Origin of the sequence: Brevibacillus laterosporus DSM 25 (genome assembly GCF_002706795.1) — a bacterium.
GTDB classification, from domain to species: domain Bacteria; phylum Bacillota; class Bacilli; order Brevibacillales; family Brevibacillaceae; genus Brevibacillus_B; species Brevibacillus_B laterosporus.
In genome coordinates this window covers 4,139,051-4,156,323 of sequence record NZ_CP017705.1, presented here as the reverse complement: position 1 = coordinate 4,156,323, position 17,273 = coordinate 4,139,051, and the positions used below count along the sequence as shown (strand labels likewise).

Annotated in this window: 19 protein-coding genes and 1 pseudogene; 3 read left to right on the top strand and 17 right to left on the bottom strand. The window is 41.6% G+C overall.

The genetic code is table 11. The features are described 5' to 3' along the window. Nucleotides 1-326: 326 nt before the first annotated feature. The 4 genes from BrL25_RS19955 to BrL25_RS19940 form a co-directional block, all read right to left on the bottom strand. Entirely contained in the window at nucleotides 327-1,454 is a 1,128-nt protein-coding gene (locus tag BrL25_RS19955) for an LCP family protein (protein ID WP_018672555.1), read from the bottom strand. A 614-nt stretch (nucleotides 1,455-2,068) separates the two neighbouring features. Next, nucleotides 2,069-3,022, bottom strand: a complete 954-nt coding sequence (locus tag BrL25_RS19950) for a WD40 repeat domain-containing protein (protein WP_236847632.1) — start codon at nucleotides 3,020-3,022, stop codon at nucleotides 2,069-2,071. A gap of 200 nt (nucleotides 3,023-3,222) precedes the next feature. Further along, nucleotides 3,223-4,680, bottom strand: coding sequence for a sensor histidine kinase (locus BrL25_RS19945; protein WP_018672553.1), 1,458 nt, complete (start codon nucleotides 4,678-4,680; stop codon nucleotides 3,223-3,225). Nucleotides 4,681-4,682: 2 nt separating this feature from the next. Continuing rightward, nucleotides 4,683-5,381 carry a response regulator transcription factor gene (locus BrL25_RS19940; protein WP_018672552.1) on the bottom strand — a complete coding sequence of 233 codons (699 nt, stop codon included), beginning with the start codon at nucleotides 5,379-5,381 and terminating at the stop codon, nucleotides 4,683-4,685. Between the two features lie 706 nt (nucleotides 5,382-6,087). Here BrL25_RS19940 and BrL25_RS26570 point away from each other — a divergent pair. The 3 genes and pseudogenes from BrL25_RS26570 to BrL25_RS26560 form a co-directional block, all read left to right on the top strand. Further along, nucleotides 6,088-6,678: pseudogene (locus BrL25_RS26570) on the top strand (IS3 family transposase); the annotation flags it as partial. Continuing rightward, nucleotides 6,659-6,787: a hypothetical protein gene (locus BrL25_RS26565; protein ID WP_373408746.1), complete on the top strand. Its 129-nt coding sequence runs from the start codon at nucleotides 6,659-6,661 to the stop codon at nucleotides 6,785-6,787. The pseudogene BrL25_RS26570 and the gene BrL25_RS26565, both read left to right, overlap by 20 nt. Beyond that, complete coding sequence (locus tag BrL25_RS26560; RefSeq protein WP_412679220.1) at nucleotides 6,768-6,962, top strand: IS3 family transposase; 195 nt, start codon at nucleotides 6,768-6,770, stop codon at nucleotides 6,960-6,962. Before BrL25_RS26565 ends, BrL25_RS26560 begins: the two co-directional genes overlap by 20 nt. A gap of 77 nt (nucleotides 6,963-7,039) precedes the next feature. On the opposite strand, the gene BrL25_RS19930 is transcribed toward BrL25_RS26560, so the two are convergent. From BrL25_RS19930 to BrL25_RS19865, 13 genes are all read right to left on the bottom strand, one after another. Next, nucleotides 7,040-7,474 (bottom strand): peptidylprolyl isomerase, encoded by a 435-nt coding sequence (locus BrL25_RS19930; RefSeq protein WP_018672550.1) that lies wholly within the window; start codon nucleotides 7,472-7,474, stop codon nucleotides 7,040-7,042. A 193-nt stretch (nucleotides 7,475-7,667) separates the two neighbouring features. Further along, nucleotides 7,668-8,984: a diaminopimelate decarboxylase gene (gene lysA, locus BrL25_RS19920; protein ID WP_018672549.1), complete on the bottom strand. Its 1,317-nt coding sequence runs from the start codon at nucleotides 8,982-8,984 to the stop codon at nucleotides 7,668-7,670. A 219-nt stretch (nucleotides 8,985-9,203) separates the two neighbouring features. Beyond that, nucleotides 9,204-10,673 (bottom strand): spore germination protein, encoded by a 1,470-nt coding sequence (locus tag BrL25_RS19915; RefSeq protein ID WP_018672548.1) that lies wholly within the window; start codon nucleotides 10,671-10,673, stop codon nucleotides 9,204-9,206. Further along, nucleotides 10,660-11,241, bottom strand: a complete 582-nt coding sequence (spoVAEA, locus tag BrL25_RS19910) for a stage V sporulation protein SpoVABEA (RefSeq protein ID WP_018672547.1) — start codon at nucleotides 11,239-11,241, stop codon at nucleotides 10,660-10,662. Before spoVAEA ends, BrL25_RS19915 begins: the two co-directional genes overlap by 14 nt. Before the next feature lie 26 nt (nucleotides 11,242-11,267). Beyond that, nucleotides 11,268-11,618: a stage V sporulation protein AE gene (spoVAE, locus tag BrL25_RS19905; RefSeq protein WP_018672546.1), complete on the bottom strand. Its 351-nt coding sequence runs from the start codon at nucleotides 11,616-11,618 to the stop codon at nucleotides 11,268-11,270. 2 nt (nucleotides 11,619-11,620) lie between these two features. Further along, entirely contained in the window at nucleotides 11,621-12,649 is a 1,029-nt protein-coding gene (gene spoVAD / locus BrL25_RS19900; RefSeq protein ID WP_018672545.1) for a stage V sporulation protein AD, read from the bottom strand. 15 nt (nucleotides 12,650-12,664) lie between these two features. Next, nucleotides 12,665-13,153 carry a stage V sporulation protein AC gene (spoVAC, locus tag BrL25_RS19895; RefSeq protein ID WP_018672544.1) on the bottom strand — a complete coding sequence of 163 codons (489 nt, stop codon included), beginning with the start codon at nucleotides 13,151-13,153 and terminating at the stop codon, nucleotides 12,665-12,667. A gap of 140 nt (nucleotides 13,154-13,293) precedes the next feature. Continuing rightward, the gene (locus BrL25_RS19890) at nucleotides 13,294-13,710 is read right to left on the bottom strand and encodes a stage V sporulation protein AB (RefSeq protein ID WP_018672543.1); all 417 of its coding nucleotides are present in this window, start codon (nucleotides 13,708-13,710) and stop codon (nucleotides 13,294-13,296) included. Beyond that, nucleotides 13,707-14,321: a stage V sporulation protein AA gene (locus tag BrL25_RS19885; protein WP_018672542.1), complete on the bottom strand. Its 615-nt coding sequence runs from the start codon at nucleotides 14,319-14,321 to the stop codon at nucleotides 13,707-13,709. The genes BrL25_RS19890 and BrL25_RS19885 overlap by 4 nt, the downstream gene beginning before the upstream one ends. Nucleotides 14,322-14,400: 79 nt before the next feature. Continuing rightward, nucleotides 14,401-15,156, bottom strand: a complete 756-nt coding sequence (gene sigF, locus BrL25_RS19880; protein ID WP_003337799.1) for an RNA polymerase sporulation sigma factor SigF — start codon at nucleotides 15,154-15,156, stop codon at nucleotides 14,401-14,403. Nucleotides 15,157-15,166: 10 nt separating this feature from the next. Next, entirely contained in the window at nucleotides 15,167-15,607 is a 441-nt protein-coding gene (spoIIAB, locus tag BrL25_RS19875; protein WP_018672541.1) for an anti-sigma F factor, read from the bottom strand. A gap of 2 nt (nucleotides 15,608-15,609) precedes the next feature. Beyond that, nucleotides 15,610-15,960 carry an anti-sigma F factor antagonist gene (spoIIAA, locus tag BrL25_RS19870; RefSeq protein WP_026315241.1) on the bottom strand — a complete coding sequence of 117 codons (351 nt, stop codon included), beginning with the start codon at nucleotides 15,958-15,960 and terminating at the stop codon, nucleotides 15,610-15,612. Nucleotides 15,961-16,096: 136 nt separating this feature from the next. Then, complete coding sequence (locus tag BrL25_RS19865) at nucleotides 16,097-17,266, bottom strand: D-alanyl-D-alanine carboxypeptidase family protein (protein ID WP_018672539.1); 1,170 nt, start codon at nucleotides 17,264-17,266, stop codon at nucleotides 16,097-16,099. Nucleotides 17,267-17,273: the final 7 nt, after the last annotated feature.

The following is a 17,273-nucleotide window of genomic DNA, read 5'->3' as shown; positions in this document are numbered from 1 at the left end:
TGAGCATATAAATTTGAGCGAAGAATATTTAATGGGAACGATCTTAAGAAGGTTAAGAGTAGGAGCATTATTTTTCGTCATTCCAAACAAAACAACCTTATTCCGAATGCACATGGAAATAAGGTTGCAAAAAACAGACTTATGTTTACCGTAAAGAGGGTACTCTCACTAAGCGATTGGTTTATCAGTCCCGCAAAATGTTTGTAATTCATCCATCGAAAGGCTCCTTATATCAGTTAACAGGTGTGATTATCACTGGTATGTTGATCACCAGTTTTGGCAATCCTGCTATTGACTACAACACTGACTGATGTGTTTCCTTAGGGTCATCCAGTTTTTTCCTTCGTGCTAGAAGAACCGTTATCACCTTCATAGATCGGCGAGTTGTTCAATTCGGTAATTTGATGGTTCATCACATTCATCTCGGTTCGTAGCGAATTGCGAATGGCGAGAAATTTATCCCTGTCCAAATACGTATACCCAGCCTTCCAATAGCCACCGTTGTCAAGGGAGATTAAGGAAGAAGCCGAAATACCTTTAAAGTCCATTGCAAGACCAATTATTTGTTCTTTCGACAGGTCGGTATGGACATGTTCACCAGCTACTTCCAGCAGCTTGAACAGCTTTGGCAACTCGTCAAGATTGGTCAACTTATCTGCAACCACCTTGATCACCTCTTGTTGACGGCGGTTACGGTCGTAGTCGCTCGAATAAAACTTGAAACCGCGGCTGTCTTCACGGTGGCGAACATAGTCTAGCGCCTGGGCGCCATTTAACACTTGCACCCCTGGGTTAAGATCGATATGAGTGCCATCGGTTGAGTCGTTGTAGTATAACTTGCGCTCTACATTCACTTCTACTCCGCCCATCTCGTCAATCACCGATCGGAAACCATCAAAATCAATGTTTATGTAATGTTCTATTGGAATGCCAAGCACTCCCTTGAGCGTTTGTTTGACGAGCGTTTCACCAGTTTCTGCCGGTACTTGGCCGTTCCGTTCCGCCTTTCGCCGCGCTATTTCCCCTTTTGCGTAAACGGCATTAATCTTATGATATCCGCGGTAGCCGGGAATTTTTACTCGCGTATCACGAGGCATGGAAACCATCGACACTTTTTTTGTACTAGGGTTCGCCACAGCCACGATTATGACATCCGTATTCATTGTGCCTGTTTCCGGACGGGTATCCCGGCCAAGAATGACGAACGAAATTGGTTTATCATGATGGAAAGCTGTGTCTACACCCGAATTTGGCGAATTTATCACGCCAGGTGTCTGCTCTGTCACTTTATTTAGCGTATCATTCACGTTCCACATTATTGCTCCAGCAGTACCGCCGATGCTAAGTAACAGAAAGAGCACAACTAATAGAATAATCTTACGTATACTCTTGCGTCGAACAAGCTTTCGTTGAGTACGTTTAGAAAGGCGATCTCTCGCCACCGTTTCTGGCATGTATGATCAATCTCCTTACATTCCTGATTGATAAACTCCGTTATCTATTGACGATTCAAAGCATGGTCAATCTGTAAATGTCTTTTTGGATAACATTAAGCTGGCAGTAAAGTGTACAGAAAAGGAGAACTCCCGACTATTTACTGAGATAGAGAGTTCGGGTCCAACAAAACGAACCGGATGAAAACGAGGTCGTTTTGTTGCAACGACAGCGGATTGCTACTTCAATCATTTCAACCCTTGACCAAAAGTTAGTACGAGAACTTTCAAGGACTTATGGAAGTCTCCTCTTTGTCTTACAGAACTCTCCAGTGAGAAAAGTGATTTACCCATCATAATTAATTAACGCTAAACTCGTGCTCCCCCCGACTCTTCCGAATATATCGCTCTTATGTCACGAAAGTTTGGCTTACTTGTAAACAAATTGTCAACATAAGAGACAGACTCAAGCTTTTATTGTTTCGATATTGCTTTGATGCAAAAAAACAACCTTATTTCGGTTGAATAACGAAATAAGGTTGGCTAGCTGTCTGGTTCCCGATATGAGCTCTGGCAGGGTATTGTTCCTATACAGATTTGAGGATTTTAAGATTGAGCTACTTTTCCAAGATATACTATTGAAATGTGAGTACAAAAGGCAGCTCATCTGAGGTATTCGATTCTACTTGCCCGCCCTGCACAGAAGAATAGTACTTCCTGCCATGAATGAGAAGGCTTTTATTATCTGGACTCCAGAATATTTTCGATGGTATGACTCCATGATACACAGGTTCTTCGTAGAGGACATTTTTACCTTGGAGCTTTCCGACAAAGATAGTGTCTTTATCGTACAACGAGTATGCGACATACTTCCGGTCTCGGGAGAACTCGAAGTTGCTTATTTTATCCAGCAGGACGGTAAGCTCGCTGGTTCTGCGGTCGTATTCATACAGCGTTCCATCTGTTCCAAGGTACACGAACTGATCATTATTTAGCCAAGCGTTTTGTTCGCGACCTGTCTGGTGCTCATACTGTACGGTAATATCACTTCCATTGATCATTCCCATGACTATCCTGTTGGAACGACCTGATTTATTCTCAAACAGGGTAAGCAGCACGCTTTGTCCATCATCAGAAATGTTAACCCCTGTGAGCGTCCTTCCCCGATCAATATCCTTTAGTTGATACGTTTTGTAAGATCCTGAATCGTTATCGTATACTCCTACTCTGGCTTTTCCCTTCATGGATGCATCTATGATGAGAAAGCATACGTATCGACTGTTGTTAGACCACTCAACATCTTGCAGATACAGACTTTGGCTGGAACGGTACATCACTACTTCCGTTTCCTTTCCGTCAGGTAACGAGATCAGCTTTATCGATGCACCGGATGCCGACATGGCTATTTTAGAGATTTTCTTGCCGTCTGGGGACAGTTCCAAAAAAGCTGTATTGGCGTCGATTTGTTTCAGCTGCTCGAACTTTTCATAGGGATAGGCAAGACGCCCCAGGTTCCTCGTCACACCCTCAGTTGTGCTCGCTTTCCTGAACACACCAATCACGGAGTCTGTGGCGGACCACCCCAACATCTGATCCGTCTCCGCGAATGTATTGAAGAAACGGTATATCGCCTTCACCTGGAACGGGCGGCTATTCAGTTCATCGGTATGAGTCTCTTCCTTGCTTGGTATAACAATCGTCTCAGATCTGGGCCCTAGCGTGCATCCGGACAGAAAGATGGCGAGGAACAACAGCAGCGCCCCAGACGTTAAAAAGGATCGACTATTCATCATGATAATATCTCCGCCTTCACGCAAGGAATTTCCACAAACACGCTAGTATAATAATTCTCGCTGACGATACTGATCGTCCCTCCGTGATCGTCGACGATGGATTTGGCAATACTCAGTCCTAAACCGACACTCCCTTCTTCCGCGCCTTTCACATTTACCGAATAAAAGGGTTGAAACAGCTTTGTTAGTTGCTCAGGTGCGATCGGATTACCGGGATTTTTAAATTCAACACGTACATTCCCAGCTGAAAGCTCACCCTTGACTGATATTTCCGCGTAAGTTGAGCTGTATTTGATGGCATTATCTAGAAGATTAATGAAAAGCTGGCGTAATTTGTCAGCCTGACCGTACACAAACAGATTTTCTTCAGTCCTCCAGACGATCTTCTTTTTATAGCGCTTCGCCCGAAACGACATCGAATCACAAACGTCATGCAGAATTATTCCTGTGTCCACCCTATCGAATTCATAATTCTTTGAGGTTCTGCGGGAGATCTCAAGCAGTTTCAACACCATTCTGTGCAGACGTCGGCTCTCTTCGATGATGTGATTGATCCCTTTTTCGAAAAACTCCCGGTCAGTTTCCCCTTTTTCCCGAATAATTTCGGCGTACCCCAGAATGGAAGTCAACGGTGTTTTGAGCTCGTGCGTGATATTGTCAAAAAATCGTTTTTCCTGTTGGTTGACTTCTTTAAGTAAGTCACGGTCTCTTTCGATGGTTGAAATTTGGGTGCTGATCCGTTCGATCATATCGTTAAAATTGACAGCCAGTCGACCAATCTCATCCTTGCGATGAAAATGAATACGAACATCGAGATTGCCGTTCTTCACCTCTGTGGAAGCATGGGTTAGTTTGACGAGTGGGATCGAGAGGTGCCTGGAGAGGATATAGGAGAACAGGAATGCCACTGCGAAGAGCGCAAGCGAGCTGTAAAAGATGATGTCCAATATCCGTCCACTTTGTTCATAAAGCAGGCTAAAGTCTTTAGCAAATCGCAGGATTCCTACCTTGCTTCCATCAATGACAACCGGATAAGAGAAAAAGACCTCCCCGTTGTTCTGGTCGTACGTGATATGATAGGCTGTTTTGCCTCCAATCGCCTGTTTAAGGTCCTTCTCTTGCTGTCCTGAGAATACCGATTTGTCCGAGGAATACAACAAAACGCCTTCCAACGTATAGACGCCGACGTTGCTTCCTGTGGCATGATTTAAGTCACTTACCAAATCCTGGGCCATTTGGCTGAAATAGAGTTTGTTATTTGAAAAATGATTGATAAGAAATGCTTGACGTACATACACATTGCTGTTGTTTTTGAGACCAACCAATTCCGAAGTTACAATCTTTTGATTGCTCGTCCAAATGATCTCTTTTACCGTCTGATTGAGAATAAGGAAAGAGAAAAGAAAGATCAGAAAAAAACCGATGATAAATTTGGCTCGGATCGTCCCGATCATCGCTATTCGACCTGCTTCCCGAATTTGTACCCGATCCCGAACACGGTTATGATCAGATCGCCTGCATCCAGTTTTTTGCGGAGCCTCTGAATATGGGTATCAACCGTCCGGGTATCGCCGCCAAAATCGTATTCCCATACCAGGTCAAGCAATTCTGACCGAGTGAAAATTCTTCCCCGGTGGCCAAATAATGTCATAAGTAAGTCGAATTCCTTGGGAGTCAGGTCGACTAGTATGCCCTCTTTTTTAACCAGTCTTTCCTCCACCACAATCTCGATATTTTTAAACCGGATCACATCGTCTCCAACCGTATCCCGTTCCCTAATATTGGCTTGATCAACCCGACGTAGAATCGTGCGGATTCTAGCGACAACTTCACGCAGGTCAAAAGGCTTCGTGATATAATCATCTGCTCCGAATTCAAGTCCGAGCACTTTATCGGTAATATCAGACTTCGCAGTTATCATTAAAATAGGAATATTGTAGTTTTCTGTAACTCTTTTACAAATATCCAGTCCACTTTGATCCGGTAGCATCCAGTCGAGCAAGAGAAGATCGGGGTTGAATTGTTCCATTTCCATCATTCCTGTAGCTCCACTTGCCGAAATACGTGTACGAAAGCCTTCCAACGTAAGCCCATATGAAAGTAAATCGGCAATTGGTTGTTCATCTTCAATAATGAGAACTTTTGTTTTATTCATGGAGATCACCATTCCTTACTAGTCCAGCTAGGGGTAAAGTTTAAAAAGGTCCCTATGTTGAATCGATTTTAGCACATTATAATATAAATCATAACTTCTAAGCACACTCTTTCTCTCCATAATTCTCTAACTCTAGTAATCAGGGATATAGTAAATATTTGCCCAGATGAGATCCATTACTATAAATAATTACTGAATTAACCATTATAGTAGGTTATACATTGCTGTTATTAACTGCCTTTGTCAACCAATTTTTTTGCGGGCCAAATTCTGGAATGGAAAAGGCATGAATCGGATCTTTTTGACGAATTATAGATAAGTTTTTAAATAAATTTGCTCTAAATAATGGATTAAATAGATTAAATTCAAAAGTTGTCAGTTAAATCCTTTCAAATATCAATAAATTATTTATTCACGTTAGTGGACCCCGAATTGGATTTGAGTCATCCTCTCTGCAAGTCGTTAAGATGAAACAAGCAGGCGTTACGAATTAGGAGATATTGGAGCAATTAGGAATCGAGGATAAAAAGCAAATTAAAACCTGAATGAAATGGTATCGAAACGGGGAAACACATCGATTTTCCCAACCTGTAGGCAAGCAGTATAAGTATGGGAAAAGCGGTTCAAATCATCTCGACGAGATGACTCAGAAGGATCTAAAAATCCGACAATTAGAGATACAAATTAAAGTCCTAAAAAAGTATCTGGAACGACAAAGGAGGTGGAAAAATCAATTTTAATGGAGGTTGTAGAGAGTTTTCGGAGGAAATTTCCTATCACAGATGTGCTTAAACTGTTTGGAGTGCCACGGGCGACTTATTACCGCTGGAAAGCCAAAGCAGGCAATAGGGAAATGGAGCTTGAAACTCTAATTGAGCAGTTGTGTCGGAAATATCACTATCGTTTTGGTCACAGAAAGAAACGAGCTTTACTGTGTCGTAAGCATAACAAACAGGTGAATCGTAAGACAGTCCAAAGAATTATGCAGAAGAAAAATCTACAATGTCGCACCAAGCCAAAACGTAAGACGTTTATCAACGGGGAGAGCAGAATTGTTGTAGCGAATGAACTTAACAGGGATTTTACGGTTTCGAAACCAAATGAAAAGTGGGTTACGGATATTACATATTTATCTTACGGTCAAAGCATGTTGTACTTATCGACAATTATGGACCTGTATAACAACGAAATCATCGCTTACCGAATAAGTGACCGACAAGATGTTTCTCTCGTGCTAGAAACTCTGGAGGAGGCAATAAATACTACGGAGGCAGCAGGTGCTCTTTTTCCACAGTGACCAAGGCTCAGTTTATACGTCATACGCGTTTCAAAGCAAAGCAAAAGAAAAAAACATTACCACGAGCATGTCCCGAAAGGGGAATTGCCATGATAATGTTTGTCATTGAATCCTTCCACTCCTCGCTAAAGTCGGAAGAATTCGACTCTCTAAAAAGAGAGATCCTAACAAACCTAATGGTAATACAAAAAGTAGAGAATTACATCTGTTTTTACAATGAAGAACGAATTCAGGAGAAATTAAACTACCTGTCCCCATACGAGTATGGGAAACAGGTAGCATAGGTGTTTTTTCAAAGTCTCATTAACCTGGGTCAGTCCATAATACTTCACTAGGGGATTCATTTATGACTATCTAGGAATTACTCTTCCCAGACCTTTACTTCAGTCATTTTTTCGCCTTGCTTAATTTTGTCCACATGCTCCATACCTTCGATAACTTGACCAAATACAGTATGAACGCCATCTAGATGTGGGAATGCATCATAACCGATAAAGAATTGGCTACCGCCTGTATCTTTACCTGCATGTGCCATGGACAATGCACCACGAACGTGTTTGTGTGGGTTTCCTTGTGTTTCACATTTGATTGTGTAACCAGGACCGCCAGTCCCTGTTCCATGTGGGCAACCGCCTTGTGCAACAAACCCTGGAATAACACGGTGGAAAGACAGACCATTGTAGAAGCCTTCAGTTGCTAGTTTTTCGAAGTTTGCAACGGTACCAGGAGCTTCTTTATCGAAGAATTCAATAACAACCTTATTTCCGTTGTCTAGGGTGATTTGACCTTTTTTCATATGTATATACCTCCATTATTTCCATTCCCTTAAAAGGGATAAATAAATAGTCCACCTGCTCATTGAACAAAGTGGTTTTTATCCCTTTTATCTTATCTTGTTCAATTCCTAATAGCAAGTTATCGTTGTACAAAGCAAAAAAAAGAGACTCCATCTCTGAAATCTCATTTCCTTGAGAAATATATCATCCTTTTTACAGTGAAACTTTGGTATACAGGCGATCATTTCGAATCAGATCCATTAATGATTCACGCTGAACCACCAATTCTGCTTCGCCTTCTTTAACAAATACAACAGCAGGTCGCGTAATTCGATTATAGTTATTAGCCATTGCATACCCATAAGCACCTGTACTGGAAACGGCTAAAATATCCCCAGGTTGATGAGTAGACAACTGTACGTCCCAGATAAGCATATCGCCTGATTCACAGCATTTACCCGCTATTGAAACCAGTTCTGTAGCAGGCTCAAGCAAACGATTAGCCACACAGGCCTCATATTTAGCTTGGTACAAAGCAGGTCGTAGATTGTCAGTCATTCCCCCATCAATTGCTACATATTTTCGAACATCAGGAATTTCTTTCGTCGCTCCAATTGTATACAAGGTTGTCCCAGCATCTCCAATAATACTCCGACCAGGTTCAATCCAAATTTCTGGGAAAGGCAGGTTATGCTTTATAAACTCAGTACGTACACCATTCGTAATCGCTTCGATATAGTCCTTTGCTACAAGCGGTGTATCCCCTTCCACATATCGAATACCAAAACCGCCTCCGACATTAAATACCTGACAAGTAAAACCTAGCTCTTTTTTTACATCAGCTAAAAATTCCGTCAAACGTTGAATAGCTAACAGAAAGCCATCTGTTTCGAAGATTTGGGAGCCTATATGACAGTGAATGCCAAGTAATTGCAACGCTTGACTTTCTTGTGCTACTTCAATAGCCTTCATCGCTTGATTGCTAATCATATCAAATCCAAATTTGGAGTCCTGCTGTCCAGTGGATATATATTCATGCGTGTGTGCTTCTACACCAGGTGTAAGACGTAGCAAAACATTAGCTGTCAATCCACGCTCTGTAGCTAGTGAATGTAACATATCTAATTCATAAAAGTTATCTGCCACAAAACAGCCAATATTGGCTTCAAGAGCCATAATTAATTCTTGCATGGTTTTATTATTACCATGAAAATGAATTCGTTCTGCCGGGAACCCCGCTACTAATGCTGTGTATAATTCTCCAGCAGAAACCACATCCAGGGATAATCCTTCCTCTTCTATCAGCTTGCACATTGCCATCGTACAAAAAGCTTTGCTAGCATAGGCTACTTGAAAAGCAAAACCACTTTGCTGAAAGGCCTCTACAAAAGCACGGCACTTTTCCCGAATTAATGTTTCATCATAGACGTACAATGGAGTCTGATATTTCTCTACTAGCTTGGTAGTATCACATCCCCCAATTTCAAGGTGTCCTTTTTCATTGATGCGACTTGTGCCATGCAAAAACATAGCCTTTCCCCCCTTATCCACTTTCCCTGCTCTGCATTCTCATGAATAAAGCTATTCTGGCTTTTCCATGTATTTCGACTACTTTAGGAAGGAGATAGCAACGCCACATTCTCATGGCTCGCTATACATCCTGTATTTTTATTCGTATATCTAATTTTTAAGCATTAATATACCACAGCGAGTAACCAAATCCAAGATATATATAACTACGTCTACCTTCTATTGTCTGTTGGAGTTTTGGGAACGAACAACGCTTGGCCGTTTCTCTTGATACGGTACAGCCTTACGTAATACAATTTCCTTAAATCCTTCATAGTTAAACGGAATTAATGGCCACAGATAAGGGGTATCAATCGATCTAGTCATCGCAAGCGCAAGTAAAACGAAGGCACAACCAAACATATAGCCTTGCAATCCAAAAAGTCCAGTGCTTACTAATAATAGTAACCGGACCAATCGGTTGGCCATGCTGAGTTCATAGCTTGGAGTTGCATAGGTCCCAATTGCCGCCACGGCTAGGTACAAGATCACTTCAGGTGAAAACAAGCCTACCTTAATTGCAACTTCACCAATTAAAATAGCTGCAATAAGTCCCATTGCAATTGAAAGAGGTGCAGGGGTATGTACTGCCGCCATCCTCATTAAATCAAGCCCAAGCTCAGCTAGCAAAAATTGTATCATGATTGGAATAGAACCTGGATCTTTGACGCCGAGAAATTGTAATTGAGAAGGTATATACTCTGAATGCATTACTAATAACAGCCATAGAGGTGGTAACACCAATGAAGCAATGATACCCAGAAAACGTACCCAGCGTAGATATGCTCCAACAACTGGCGTCTGCCTATATTCCTCCGCATGCTGTACATGATGAAAGTAAGTGGCAGGAGTGATGATGACGCTAGGTGAAGTATCTACATAAATAAGGACATGACCCTCAAGAAGATGAATAGCCGCCACGTCTGGTCGTTCTGTATAACGTACCAATGGAAATGGATTAAACGATCTTCCAATAATAAACTCTTCAATGGTTTTTTCTGACATCGGAATCCCATCGATTTGGATATCTTGAATTCTTGATTTTAATTTTTCCACTAAATGTGGGTTGGCTACATCAGCCAGATAAGCGATAACGACATCTGTTTTCGAACGTTCCCCGACCTGCATAATTTCAAAACGTAAACGTTCATCACGTATACGTCGACGAGTAAGTGAGGTATTGGAAACTAGATTTTCTGTAAAACCATCATGGGCTCCTCGTACAACACGTTCAGTATCTGGCTCTTCCGGCGTACGAGTCAAATAAATTTTGGCATCGACCATTAGAGCTGTATCTTCGCCATCAATCAGTAACCCGATTTGACCAACCAATACTTTATCCATGAATTCATTACATGTTTTTATCTTTGTTATTTGAAAAAAAGGAACATATTTCTGATAAAATATTTTCCAGTTTTCTTCGCCTGTTTCCCGTTCTTTAATATTATTTAGATCTTGTAAAATCAACGTCACAATCGTGCTATCTGCAAATCCGTTAATATAATACAGGCTGACTCTAATACGACCTACCTTTAAATCATGGACGCCAATATCAAAAGATGTGCCTACCCCTAGCTTGTCATCAAGAAACGCCCTATTCTCTTCAAGACTAGGGACAATAGGTTGTTTGTCTTGTTTATCCTCCGACACCAAATCCACTCCTTTCCATAATCCATTCTACTGCTCTCCTAGTAATCGGACAGCCTTTATTGATGTGGTCCCGCCCGTCCATTTTTCCGATGTCACCAATACCAATAATGTGGGCAATATCACATGCGTTTAGAATATCAACCGTATCACCGTAGATTCGATGCTGAAGTTCCTTGTGGACGACTCCATCCTTATCGACCGCGTCCTCCACCACTATTCCTTGCTTTGTAACTGAATATTTTACTTTGGTACCCGCTACCCATTTGGTGTTAGACGCAACTGCTACTGCCCCTAGAACTTCAATGTCTGGATGTTTTGCCACAAAACAAATCGCCCTTTCCCCTCGTCCAAAACCATAGTTTCCATTGTCATCAAACATAACTAGAACCGGATCATAAGGCGTTTGTTTAATAAGTGCTACCATTTGCTCCCCTGACAGCGGAGTTGGATTTCCTGCGGATAATGAAATACATCTTCCTCCAATTTGTCTAGCTACTTCTTCAATTACTTTCTGTGCGATGTGGTCGCCGTCTGTGATTATGATAACGCGGCGTCGAGCCTGATTCATCGAACCGCCTCCTCCGCCAAGAATTCCTACCCTTTTGGTTTGAACACTAGGGAAGCAAGGAAACTAAAAGCAATTGCAGCAGTAATACCAGCCGCTGGCACCTCAAACATTCCACTTGCTACACCAATTGCACCGTTTTGATTTAATTCCTGTAAGGCACCATGGTACAGTGAATGGCCGAAACTAATGATTGGCACAGTAGCACCAGCACCAGCAAATTTGATAAAACCATCATAGATTCCAATAAAATCAAGCACCACACCTGTTACTACTAACGTAACCATGACATGGGCAGGTGTAATTTTAGCTACATCTAACATAATCTGCCCGACCACACAAATTAAACCGCCTATGATAAAGGCAATAAGGTATTCCACGATTATTTTCCTCCTTCAAATGCAACTGCATGAGCAATACACGGGATTGAATTTCCTTGTTGTGTACTAATGGGACTAAGCAAAGCTCCAGTTGCACACACAAGCACCTTTTTTAATTTGCCAGATTGAAGCTGATTCATAATATAGCTGTACGTTACGCTGGCACTTGAAGCACATCCACTTGCCCCTGCAAATACTTCCTGATCGGGTGAATAAATCATAAGACCACAGTCATTGTACACACCTTCAACGTTATAGCCTTCTTTTGCTAGCATATCTTTACAAATAGCATAGCCCACCGTCCCCAAATCTCCCGTGACAATGAGATCATAGTCTGAAGGACTTCGGCCCGTATCAATAAAATGAGTAGCGATCGTAGAAACAGCGGCAGGTGCCATCGCTGCTCCCATCGCAAAAGGGTCTGTAATCCCCATATCAATTACTTTACCAACTGTAGAATACGTTATCCGAGGTCCATTGCCTCCTCTGCCTACAATTGCTGCGCCTGCTCCTGTAACTGTACACTGTGAATGCGGAGGCTTTTGTCCACCATACTCAGTCGGGTAGCGAAATTGCCTTTCAGCTGTTGCGTTATGACTGCTGCATGCAGCTACGATATAATTAGAATACCCCGCATTTACAAGGGCAGAAGCGGTAGAGAGCGTCAGCATAGAGGAAGAACATGCTCCGTACATACCAAGTGTAGGAAATTGCATTTTTTCTGCGGTAAAGCTGACCGTGATATTTTGATTAAGTAAATCTCCTGCGATAATTTGATCGATTTGATTTTTTTTCAGATTAGCTTTCTTAATTGCAAGTGTAATGGCATCCTCCATTAGCTTTTTTTCAGCTTTTTCCCAGGAATCCTGACCAGCGTACATATCGTCATATGTTCTATCAAATAGATCTTTCAATGGACCTTCAGCTTCCTTTGGTCCTACAACCACCGCACTTCCCTGAATCCGTACATCCTCTGTAAATTTCCACGTTTGCTGACTTACTCTATTTTTACTTTTCGTTGCCGTACTCACTTTCTTCACCTCGTTTTAGTAGAACATATTTAATAGCACACGCAACATCCCAAAAATAAAGGCTGCGGTTACTCCATAAACGATAACGGAACCTGCCAGTTTAAACATGTTACCAGCTACACCAAGCACATAGCCTTCACTGCGATGCTCGATTGCAGCAGATGACATAGAGTTGGCAAACCCTGTAATCGGAACTGCTGACCCAGCCCCGGCATATTGACCGATGTTGTCATAAATTCCAAATCCGGTTAATAATACAGAGATTAAAATAAGAGTAATAGAGGTGGGTCCAGCAGCCTTTTCTGCGTCTAGGTGTAAGAAAGCTACATAGAGATTCTGAATGATTTGCCCTAGCAAGCAAATCGCTCCACCTACCCAAAATGCACGAAAACAATTTAACAAGAGATTGCGTTTTGGTTCATATTTTTGGGCTTGCTCCTGATAGACTTGCTTATTCATTTGTAGTTTGAAGCCCTGTTTTTGTTTTTGCTTGGTTGTTGCCATCTAACTTGTCCCCTTTATATCTGTTATGAGTACCACTGTGACCTAATACCTTCTGCTTATTTTTTCTATGTCAGCGTCATTCTATGAATGGCTCGATTTACCAATTCCACTTCTATTACCACTCTACCTTCCCATGCACCTTATAAGGAGAAAGTCCATTGCAACAAAGAACCAACTATTTTCCCTAGCACCATCGCCATTAAAAAATTTCTCATATAATCATGGAGCCCTAGCCGCTTGGTTAAAATAGGGAACACATTTAATACCTCCGTAAGACCAGCCGCTAGCATACCTACAAAAATTCCAGCTATGCCTCCTACCACAGCAGTGAACACTGCTGGCAACTGAACAGAAATCGCAAAGTAATCACACCACGTAAACCAAAGCGCCCCCAGGACAATTGCCCACTCGTAGCTACGAATGGAAGAATGAGAAGAAGAGAGTTGTGTCAGGCGTGGAATAATATCTAAGACGCTTAAAAAAGCGACCAGTCCGCTTCCTACTGCCAGACCCCAACCCAGTCCCATTACAATGACAAACAAATAAAGAAGCATCATGTCTTATCTCGTTGATTTTCCTCGTTCTCATTTTCTAAATAATATTGATCCAAGTTCTGTTGATATAAAAATAATTCAACGTCAAGTGGACTAGGCTCTTCATTGAACCGTTTTCGAAAAATATGATTAAAAAATAAAACCATTCCAAGACCAATTCCTAAAGAATAAGGGATTTGTAACAGTAAAGGGCGTTTTTCATATTGCCCTGTGATTAGTTGATATAAACGTTGCTGTACCTCTAACATGCTTACATCAGCATGAAAGTTCATAATGGCTAAGCCAGAGCCTATAAACAAAAGTAGCCAAACAAATGATACGATAAAGAAATTGGCCTGTTTTACGGGGCTCTCTACCTCAACGATAATTTGAGACGAACCTTGTACCTCTAGATGGACTTCTGGATACATCTGACGCAGTTTACGGATAACCTGCATAATGTCGATGATAATCAAATTCCCATCCTCTTTCTTTACTTGGTAGACCGGAATCCGACGTAATCTCTCCTCGCGTTCACCATCCCAATAAAGCTGACAGATATCACCGAGCAGAATGACATCTTTCTCCCTTATCACCAGTCGTTTGCGTAACCGTAAAAATAAAATCTGCTCCATATCACTGCCTCCTTCCTTGCTAATGCAAGCAGTGCGGTGTTTTTATGTAGTATCTGCAAAAAGAAAGAGACCATTCGAGCTATTGCTCGATTTGGTCTCTTATCGTTTGAAGTATTCTCTTTTCCAATCGTGATACCTGTACTTGTGAGATTCCTAATCTCTCGGCTACCTCGGATTGAGTTTGGTCCTTATAGTAACGCAGAAGAACAATCAATTGCTCTCGTTCGGTTAACTTACTAATTGCGTCACGCAAGGCAATCTGATCAAACCATTTGCTTAAACTTTCATCAGCTATTTGATCGATCAATGTGATAGGGTCACCATCATTTTCAAATACAGTCTCATGAATAGATGACGGAGCCCGGCTAGCCTCCTGAGCGAACACAACATCCTCATTAGATAGCCCTAGCGTTTCTGCAACTTCGCTGATGGTAGGTGAACGTCCAAATTTCTTATACAATTCGTCCCTTGTTCTTCGCACTTTGTTTGCAGTTTCCTTCAACGAACGGCTTACTTTGACCGTGCCATCATCCCGTAGGAAACGTTGAATTTCTCCGATGATCATGGGTACAGCATACGTTGAAAATTTGACATCGTAGTTTAAATCAAATTTATCGACTGCTTTTAATAATCCAATACAGCCAATTTGAAACAGATCATCTGCTTCATAGCCACGGTTCATAAAACGTTGGACAACAGACCATACTAAACGAATATTACTACTTACCAGTTGGTCACGTGCAGACGTATCTCCCGTTTGGCTTTTAGCAATGAGCTCTTTTACTTGTTCGTTAGTAAGAAACGGCTGACTAGCGTTTTTAATATCGGCTCCCATGGCATTACCCCTAGCTTTGTAAAGCTTTTGCATAAGCGAGACGTTTAACTAAGCGAATCCTTGTACCCTGATTAATGGCCGTAACCACTTCTAGTGAATCCATAAAATTTTCCATAATCGTAAAACCCATTCCTGAACGTTCCAACTCTGGCTTAGAAGTAAACAATGGTTGCATCGCCTCTTCCACATTAACAATTCCTTTTCCGTAATCCTCAATGACAAGCTCGACTACTCCATCCTCCAAAGTAGCTTCAATATGGACCACTCCTAGTGGATTTTCATCATAAGCATGGATAATCGCATTCGTGACTGCTTCTGATACGACAGTTTTGATTTCCTCTAACTCTTCCATCGTGACATCGAGTTGTGAGATAAAAGAAGCCACAGAAACACGTGCAAATGCTTCGTTTTGACTGAGGGCAGAGAATTGTAGTTGCATATGATTTCTCATCGTTATGCCACCCCCAGTACGTCCAGAGCGTCTGACACATGTTCTTTATGCTTTAATACTTTAAACAAACCTGACATTTCAAAAATGCGATAGATCGTGGGATTAATGGAACAGACAAATACTTCTCCATTACGTGCTGTAATTTGTTTATATCTACCTAAAATCACGCCAATTCCTGAGCTATCCATGAAGGTCAAGTCCTCCAAGTCTAGGACCACATGACGAATCTGCTCATCCTTGATAGCAGTGTCTAAACGGTTTCTCAAGGTTTCCGCTGTGTGATGATCCAGCTCACCTTGTAGCCGGACCAACAAGACCTCTCGTAAGGTCTCCATCTCAATGTGTAAACTCATAACTTGGAACAACTCCTTCTCCCGTTGATGTCTCTCTTTTTCTCTATCCAACAAACCAATTCCTCCCAGCCGACAAAAGAACAAAAAAGTCGAGAAGCCTCTACAAAAGTGGACATTCTCGACATTTTTCGTAAATTCAGCGATAGGTAAACATTACCTTCTGGGTTGTTCTTTTGAGTATGTCCCACATATTGGCACGTTCAACTGTTTTCTCTGGATACAAATCAATCCGAGCTATTTCCTTGCCATCCTTTTTTATAAAAATATGGCCTACTACGTTCGATTTTTTAATCGGAGCTTTTACCTCGCTAACCAGTGTAACCTCTTTTACAAAAGCGTTAGGATTTTCTCCTTTTTTCGTAAGAAGACTAACAGGCTGTTCGGTCACAACATTTACCTTCGTTTCTTCTCCTTTATCCAGAGAAAGCTGTTGAATAACATCCCCTTTTTTATAGATGGGATGCACTTGATAATGATTAAAGGCATAATCAAACATACCTGTAATTTCACTATTTCTTACCTTGGTATCTGGTTCACCCAATACAACAGCAATTACACGCATGTTTTTGCGTTTAGCTGTTGCTGTAATACAAAACTTAGCTTCCGATGTATAGCCCGTCTTCAATCCATCTACTCCGTCATAAAAACGAACAAGTCGATTCGTGTTCACTAACCAGAATGGGCTGGTACTTTCTTTCCGTAGATAATCTTGATAGATGCCCGTATATTTAGTTATTATTTCATGTTTTAACAGCTCACGTGACATGATTGCAATGTCAGAAGCAGTTGAGTAATGATCTGGTGAAGGTAATCCATTGCAGTTAATAAAGTGTGTATTTTTTAGTCCTAGTTGCGCTGCACGTTCATTCATCTTATTGATAAACGCTTCTTCAGTTCCTCCGATATGCTCAGCCATAGCAACCGCAGCATCATTTCCAGAAGCGATAGCAATACCTTTGACCATATCTTCTACTGTCATCTCTTCCCCTGGCTGTAAGAAAATCTGAGATCCACCCATGGAAGCAGCTCGTTCGCTGGTACGAACTTTGTCGGTTAACTTTACTTCTCCTCGCTCCATTGCCTCAAATATCAGTAACAAGGTCATTACCTTGGTGATACTTGCTGGCGGTAGCTTTTCATGCGGATTTTTTTCAAACAGAATGGTGCCGGAATCTGCCTCCATCAGGATCGCTGACTTTGCATGTGGGGCCATATCAGGTTTTGACTCTGCTCCAAAAGCTAACCCTGGAGTAAGCAAGGTTATGCAAGTAACCAAACAGAGAAAAACACGAAGTAATCTTTTCATTTCGCTT